7 protein-coding genes are annotated in these 6,789 nt (G+C 75.8%); 3 read left to right on the top strand and 4 right to left on the bottom strand.

Annotated elements, in window-relative coordinates:
* Positions 1 to 100: 100 nt before the first annotated feature.
* Positions 101 to 733 (bottom strand): LysE family translocator, encoded by a 633-nt coding sequence (locus tag ACIQTO_RS21495; protein ID WP_402390228.1) that lies wholly within the window; start codon positions 731 to 733, stop codon positions 101 to 103.
* A gap of 114 nt (positions 734 to 847) precedes the next feature.
* On the opposite strand from ACIQTO_RS21495, the gene ACIQTO_RS21490 reads away from it, so the two are divergent.
* Positions 848 to 1,306: an Lrp/AsnC family transcriptional regulator gene (locus ACIQTO_RS21490; RefSeq protein WP_402390225.1), complete on the top strand. Its 459-nt coding sequence runs from the start codon at positions 848 to 850 to the stop codon at positions 1,304 to 1,306.
* Positions 1,307 to 1,367: 61 nt separating this feature from the next.
* Here ACIQTO_RS21490 and ACIQTO_RS21485 read toward each other — a convergent pair whose 3' ends face one another.
* Together ACIQTO_RS21485 and ACIQTO_RS21480 are read right to left on the bottom strand one after the other, a co-directional pair.
* Entirely contained in the window at positions 1,368 to 2,651 is a 1,284-nt protein-coding gene (locus ACIQTO_RS21485) for a cytochrome P450 (RefSeq protein WP_402390222.1), read from the bottom strand.
* 89 nt (positions 2,652 to 2,740) lie between these two features.
* Complete coding sequence (locus ACIQTO_RS21480; protein WP_402390219.1) at positions 2,741 to 4,081, bottom strand: ATP-binding protein; 1,341 nt, start codon at positions 4,079 to 4,081, stop codon at positions 2,741 to 2,743.
* 410 nt (positions 4,082 to 4,491) lie between these two features.
* Between ACIQTO_RS21480 and ACIQTO_RS21475 the strand changes: the two genes are divergently transcribed.
* Positions 4,492 to 5,373, top strand: coding sequence for a hypothetical protein (locus tag ACIQTO_RS21475; RefSeq protein ID WP_402390217.1), 882 nt, complete (start codon positions 4,492 to 4,494; stop codon positions 5,371 to 5,373).
* A 253-nt stretch (positions 5,374 to 5,626) separates the two neighbouring features.
* Here ACIQTO_RS21475 and ACIQTO_RS21470 read toward each other — a convergent pair whose 3' ends face one another.
* The gene (locus ACIQTO_RS21470; protein ID WP_402390214.1) at positions 5,627 to 5,965 is read right to left on the bottom strand and encodes a zf-HC2 domain-containing protein; all 339 of its coding nucleotides are present in this window, start codon (positions 5,963 to 5,965) and stop codon (positions 5,627 to 5,629) included.
* 55 nt (positions 5,966 to 6,020) lie between these two features.
* Between ACIQTO_RS21470 and ACIQTO_RS21465 the strand changes: the two genes are divergently transcribed.
* Entirely contained in the window at positions 6,021 to 6,611 is a 591-nt protein-coding gene (locus tag ACIQTO_RS21465; protein ID WP_402390211.1) for a sigma-70 family RNA polymerase sigma factor, read from the top strand.
* Positions 6,612 to 6,789: the final 178 nt, after the last annotated feature.

Below are 6,789 nucleotides of genomic sequence, written 5' to 3'. Positions count from 1 at the left end.
CGGCTCGAAGAACAAGCAACGCGCCAAGCACCACGACGTCGGCAAAACGGTCAAACGCGCCGAGTCGATCAAGGAACACCAGGCCCGCCGAGGTTAAACGTCAAGCTGAGGCACTCGCTGTGACGCCCGCCACCAGCATCAGCAGCACCGCGGAGACCATCGTCATCCGCCGGGCGGCCTGCGGGGTGGCGCCGAACCGGCCGCCGAGGCGGCCACTGGCGTGCGCCACCAGGCCGTAGACGACCGCGCAGGCCAGCACGTTGAGCGAGCCGAGGGCGAGCACCTGGCCGCCGACCGGCAGCGCGGCGGCCGGGTCGACGAACTGCGGCACCAGGGAGAGGTAGAGCAGCAGACCCTTGGGATTGAGCAGGGCGGTGAGCATGCTCTGGCGCAGCACGGTGGTGGTGGGCTGCGGCGGGGCCTGCGCGAAGGCGGCGGCCCCGCCCCGGCGCAGCGCGAGGAGCATGCCGCCGGCCAGGACCAGCAGGTAGGCGGCGCCGGTCAGGCGCAGCACCGGCAGGGCGGCGGGGACCGCCCGCAGCGCGGCGGCGAGGCCGGCGCTGGAGAGCAGGGTGTGCACGGCGTATCCGGCACAGACGCCGGCGACGGCGACCAGCGCGGCGCGGCGGCCCTGGCCGAGCCCGCGCGCGGCGATGTAGAGCCAGTCGGGGCCGGGAGTGCAGACCAGGAGCAGATCGACCCCCAGGAAGAGGAGGAGGGCGTGCGTGTCCATGGGTGACCTGTCGTGTGCGTCCGGCGCTTCGGTCACTGAAGGTAGCCGGATCGGCCTGGCACACGATGGCCACTTCGTGCACTTCTATGGCGCGATTTGGCAGAATATTGCGCCATGGACCGTATTGACCGCAGAATTCTCCAGGAGCTCCAGCAGGAGGGCCGCCTCACCAACGCCGAACTGGCCGCCCGGGTGGACCTCACCCCCTCGCCGTGCCTGCGCCGGGTCCGGCAGCTGGAGCAGGACGGCGTGATCCTCGGGTACCGGGCGCTGCTGGACGGCGCGGCGGTGGGCCGCGGCTTCCAGCCCTTCGTGACGATCACCATGCGGCACGAGGACCGGGCGACGGTGGCCGAGTTCGAGCGCCGGGTCGCGGAGCTGCCGGAGGTGGTGGAGGCGCACCGGCTCTTCGGCGAACCGGACTACCTGCTGCGGATCGCGGTGGCGGACATCGCCGCCTACGAGCGGTTCATCACCGACGTGCTCTCCGGGCTGCCGGGGATCGCGCAGGTGAACTCGCACCTGACGATGAAGCGGGTGAAGGCCGACCACGGCATCCCGACCGGCGGGTAGGGCGGGCCGGCGGGTGGAGCGGGCCGGCGGGTCAGTCCGGCCGCCCGGCCGGGGCCGGGCCTCAGAACGTGAAGCGCAGCGACCGCACCCGGTGGTCGAAGCTGGACGGCACCAGGTCCGGCCCGCCCACCGAGCGGATCCCGGGCAGCCGGGTGAACAGCTCCCGGTAGAGCACCTTCATCTCCTGCCGCGCGAGGTGCGCGCCCAGGCAGTAGTGCGGTCCGCCGCCGCCGAAGCCGAGGTGGGGATTGGGGGTGCGGGTGATGTCGAAGGCGTCCGGGTCGGTGAAGACGGTCTCGTCGCGGTTGGCGGAGCCGAAGAAGAGCACCACCTTCTCCCCCGCCCGCAGCAGGGTGCCCTCGGGGCCGCCCAGTCGGTGGTCGACGGCCAGGGTGCGGCGGAACTGGATGATCGGCGTCGAGTGGCGGACGATCTCGTCCACCGCGCCGCCGAGGTGGCGGTCGAGGTCGCCGAGCAGCAGGGCGCGCTGCTCCGGGTGGGCGGTGAGCAGGTGCAGGCCGTGGGCCAGTGCGTTGCGGGTGGTCTCGACACCGGCGACCAGCAGCAGGGAGAAGAACGCGCCGAGTTCCCGCCCGGTCAGCCGGCGGCCGTCGACGTCGGCGGTGACCAGGGCGGAGATCAGGTCGTCGGTGGGCCGGCGGCGGCGCTCGCGGCCGAGGTCGGCGACCATGCCCTGCATCCGGGCGAGCGCCCGCAGACCCCGTCCGGGCACCCGGATCCGGCTGCGCGACGGGCGTGCCACACCGGTGTTCTCGGAGGCGTGGTTGACCTGGTCGAGGATCACCCGGCGGGGCGCCTCCGGGATCCCCATCATGTTGCAGATCACCTGGAAGGGGAGTTCGGCGGCGACCGAGGTGACGAAGTCCTCGGGCCGCTCCCGCTCCACCCGGTCGACCAGACGGGCGGCGACCCGGCGGATGTCGTCCTCGACCCGGGTGATCAGGCGCGGGGTGAACGCCCGGGAGACGATCCGGCGCAGCTGGGCGTGGCGGGGATCGTCCAGGTTGACCATCGAGTCGCCGAAGAGCAGCCGGACCCAGCGGGCGGGTTCGGGGGTGGTGACGCCGGGACCGCTGAGGAACACCGCGGGGGTCCGGCTGGCCTCGACCACGTCGGCGTGCCGGACCAGGGCGTGGTAGCCCTTGGCGGGGCCTTTCGCCGGCCGCCCGGCCGCCCGCGGATCGGGCCGCTCGCCGACGAAGACCGGGCCCGGCAGTCGGCGCAGCTCGGCGAAGGCCGCGGCGCGGGCCGGTGCGGGCAGCTGCCAGAACGCGGGGTCGGCGAGGTCGACGGCCGGGGCGTCGGACGCGGCCACTGTGCCCATGCCGGGCCTCCTGTCCTGTCGGTGCCCACATTTAGTCAGCACCGACAGGTGGGGTGTCAAACCACAACTACCATGCGATTGACTGATATTCAGACTCTCGCATGTGAGCTGATGTCGGCGCCGAACTCCTCGATCATCGCCGGGGTGACGGTCGGCCGGGCCTGGGCGATCGCCGCCAGGTAGTCCGTCGTGCTCGCGCCCTCGGCGGCCTCCCGCTCGGCGGCGGTCCCGACGCCACCCGGGCCGACCGAGCCGGCGGCACCGAGGTCCGCACCGGCGAGGTCCGCACCGGCGAGGTCCCGTTCGAAGGCCGCCTGGGCGGCCACCCGGGCGGCGTGCTCGATGTCCGCCGGGGTGAACAGCTCGCTCGCGCCCACCAGCGCGTCCAGATCCACGTCTTCCCGGCCGGCCGCGTACCGGGACCAGATGGCGGCGCGGGCGGCCGCGTCCGGGGTGCCGATCGGGATCAGGTAGTCGAAGCGGCCCGGACGCAGGAACGCCGGGTCCAGCGAGCGGATCGAGTTGGTGGCGCAGACCAGCAGCCGTTCCTCGCCCTCCCGGAAGCCCGGGATGAGCTTGAGCAGCTCGTTGGTGACGCCGTGCATTCCGCCCTGGGCGCCCTCGGTGCGCAGCGGCGCGATCTCCTCCACCTCGTCGATGAAGACCAGGGCCCGCTCCAACTGGCCGATCCGGGCGAAGGCGTCGCGCAGCGCGGCCGCCAGGTTGCCCTCGTCGGCCAGCCGGGACGGCAGCAGTTCGACGAACGGCCAGCCGAGCCGGGAGGCGATCGCCCGGGCGAAGGTGGTCTTCCCGGTCCCGGGCGGCCCGAACAGCGCGATCGCGCGCGGCGGGCGCACCCCGTGCCGGGCGGCCCGCTCGGGTTCGGCGAGCGGCGCCACCACCCGGCGCTCGATCAGGTTCTTCTCGGTCTCCATCCCGGCCACCTTGGCCCAGAGGTCGCCGGGCAGCAGTCGGCCGCCCAGCTCCTCCAGCAGACCGCTCGCCGCACCCGCCTGCGGCTCGTCCTTCTCGAAGTAGGCGGCCGCCGGGCGGCGGGTGTAGCCGGCGTTGCGCAGGCCCTCCCCGAGCAGCTCCTCCTCGGGCAGCACGTAGGCGATCCGGCGCACCCGGCAGGCCACCAGTCGGCGCTCCAGCTCACGCAGCAGCGAGCTGGCCAGCCCCCGGCCGCGCCAGGCCGGTGCGATCGCGATCCGCATCACCCAGGCGCGCTCGCCCGCCACGGAGGCGAGCGCGGCGCCGATCGGCACCCCCTGGTGCACGGCGACCACGGCCGGCTGGCGGGAGGTCAGCGCGCTGATGCACTCCGCCAAGGAGAACACCGACTCCTGGCCGAGCTCCGCCGTGGTGTCGATCAGGTGAACCACTGCCGCGAGATCGTCCTCGCGATAGTCGTGAATCAGCCAGTGCATCGGCCCCGCCTCTCCGTACTCACCGGCCCCGTGCCGTCGTCCGACCGGCGGCGCGGCGCCGCGCGGTGCCCGAACGGTACGGGCGGGCCGGGGCGGCGGTCCCGCGCCGGAACGGACAAACCGGCTCCGGGCAACCGTACGAACCGCCTCTAGCGGACGACCCGCCCGAGCCGGTGCCGGCCGCGCCGCGGCCGGGGGCCCGCCGAGCCCGTGCGCACCGCGCCCCGGGCCGGTTCCGGGCGGCCTGCCGGCCGGACGACCTGCGGGACTGCCGACCGGACGACCGGGCGGGGCGCCGGCCCGACTGCCCGTCCGGGCAGCCCGGACCGCACGGCCGGGCATGCTCTCACGGGGGCGGAACCGGCCAATACCCGAGGGGGCGGTACAGCCCGGCGAGGGCGAATGCGACGATGAGTGCCATCGTGATGACCGACCGGATCCGCGCCCTGCGCGCCGTGGTCTTCGCCGCGCTCTGCGTGGCGCTGGCCGCCACGGCGCACGTCGCCATGGCCGGTGCCGGGGTCTCCCCGCCCGTGCTGGCGGGCGCCTTCGGTCTCACCCTCGGCTTCGGCTGGCTGCTCGCCGGCAAGCGGCGCGGGCTCGGTCCGATCAGTGTCTGGATGGTCGCCGCGCAGAGCGCGCTGCACCTGACGTTCGCACAGGCCGGGGCGCTGACCGCCGACCGCGGCGGAGGCGGCCCGCTCGCCACCACGGACTGGACCGGTCTGCTGCTCTGCAATCCGGACCGGGCGCCCGTCGGGCTCTCACCGGCCGACCTGGCCCGGATGGCCGGGATCGACCCCGACGTCCCGCCCGGCGCGGGCGTCCGCGCCCTGACCGGGGCGCACCACCTCGCGGCCACCGGCTCCGGCCCGTCCTCGGCCGTGCCGGGCCACGCGATGACGGGCACGGGCGGCGGACCGGGCCTGTCCGGCGACGCGACGGCGTCCGGCCTGCCGGGAGCATCCGGGATGTCCGGCCACGACATGGCGACCCACTCCATGTCGGCCGGGATGATCACCGCGCACGTGCTCGCCGCGCTCGCCTGCGCGCTGCTGCTCTGGCGCGGCGAGGCGGCGCTGGCCCGGCTGTTCGAGCTGCTCGGCGCGCTGGGCACCGTGCTGACGGGCGTCCTGCTGCTCCCGCTGCTGGCCCTGTTCGCCCGACCGCGCGGGTTCCGGCCGCCGGTCCCGCCCCGGCCCGCCGCCCACCGGGCCCGGCTGCCCCGGCTGGTGCTGCTCTCGCACGCCCTGGTCCGGCGCGGCCCGCCGTCCTTCGCCCCCGCCCGCTGACGCGCCCGCCGCCCGACGCCGTTCCGGTGTCCGCGCCGCGGTGGGCAGGTCGCCCCGTGCCGTGGCCGAACGGCCGCGCCGCCGGGGCCCGGGTCCGCGTGCCTCGCCGCCCCCTGCCGGGACACGGCGACAGGTACGCGTCCCACCGACGCCGAGCGCGCCGCCCGCAGCGGCCGCCGCTCCCCCGCACTCCCCTCAGGACCTCTTCATGCCTGACTTCGACGGCGCACCGGCCTCGCCCGGCGCCACCGTCCTACCGCTCCGGCGCCGACCCGCCCTCCCCCTGCCCGGGACCGCCCGTCGCGCCGAGCCCGTCCGCCGCCGCTCCGCGCGCACCCGCCCAGTCGGCACCGGCCCGGTCCGCACCGGACCCGTACCCGCCGAGGCTCGCCAGCAGGTTGGCCGACCAGTCCGCCGAGGGTCCGGCCGCGCCGGCCTCGGCCACCCGGCCGCGCAGCCGCTCCGCCTGCTCCAGCCACGCGCGACAGGTCGCACAGCGCGCGAGGTGCTTGTCCAGCCGCCGGTCCGGCAGACCGGTCGGCTCACCATCGAGACGGGCGGACAGAGCGGTACGGAAGTGGGCGCATCTCATACGACCATCGTCGCGCACCGGGCCCCGTACCGGACCGTCCGGGTGGGGAGCCGTCGTGGATGACGAGCAGCTGACCACGCTGGCCCTCGCCGCCCGCGCGGGCCGGCCGGCCGATGTCGAGGCCTTCGTCCGGGCCACCCAGCGGGACGTCTGGCGGTTCGTCGCCCATCTGACCGATGTGCAGTCCGCCGACGACCTCGCCCAGGAGACCTTCCTGCGCGCCCTGCGGAGCCTGCCCGGCTTCGCCGGCCGTTCCTCCGCCCGGACCTGGCTGCTGTCGATCGCCCGGCGGACCGTCATCGACCGCTACCGCACCGCCGCCGCGCGCCCGCGCTGCGCCGCGCTGCCCGACTGGCAGGAGGCCGCCGAACGGCAGCACACCCCGCCCGCCGCCGGGTTCGAGGACGGTGTCGCGCTCGGCGACCTGCTCGACCGGGTGCCCGCGCAGCGCCGCGAGGCCTTCGTGCTCACCCAGGTGGTCGGGCTGAGCTACGCCGAGGCCGCCGAGGTGGCCGGCTGCCCGATCGGCACCGTCCGGTCCCGGGTGGCCCGCGCCCGTGAGGAGCTGATAGCCCGGCTGCGGTCGGCCGAGGCCGGCGACCCGGCCACCCCGGGGCCGGGCGCCGCACTGGCAGCCGTCTGCTGAACCCCGCACCGGCGCCCCGGTGCTCCCGCGGGCTCGCGGACCCCGGCCCGCGCCGCCGACCGATGACGGCGGCGCGGGACGGGGCGGTCCGGCCTCGGCCCGGCCCACCCCCGGGTGGCCGTTCGCGCCGGCGGGCGCACCGGGGGTACGCGGGGCGGCCGCGCCCGTGGCCGTCAGG

Source organism: Kitasatospora sp. NPDC091207, assembly GCF_044768625.1.
Taxonomy (GTDB): Bacteria; Actinomycetota; Actinomycetes; order Streptomycetales; family Streptomycetaceae; genus Kitasatospora.
Note: the sequence above shows the minus strand (reverse complement) of the source record. Positions and strands in the feature narration are given on the sequence as shown.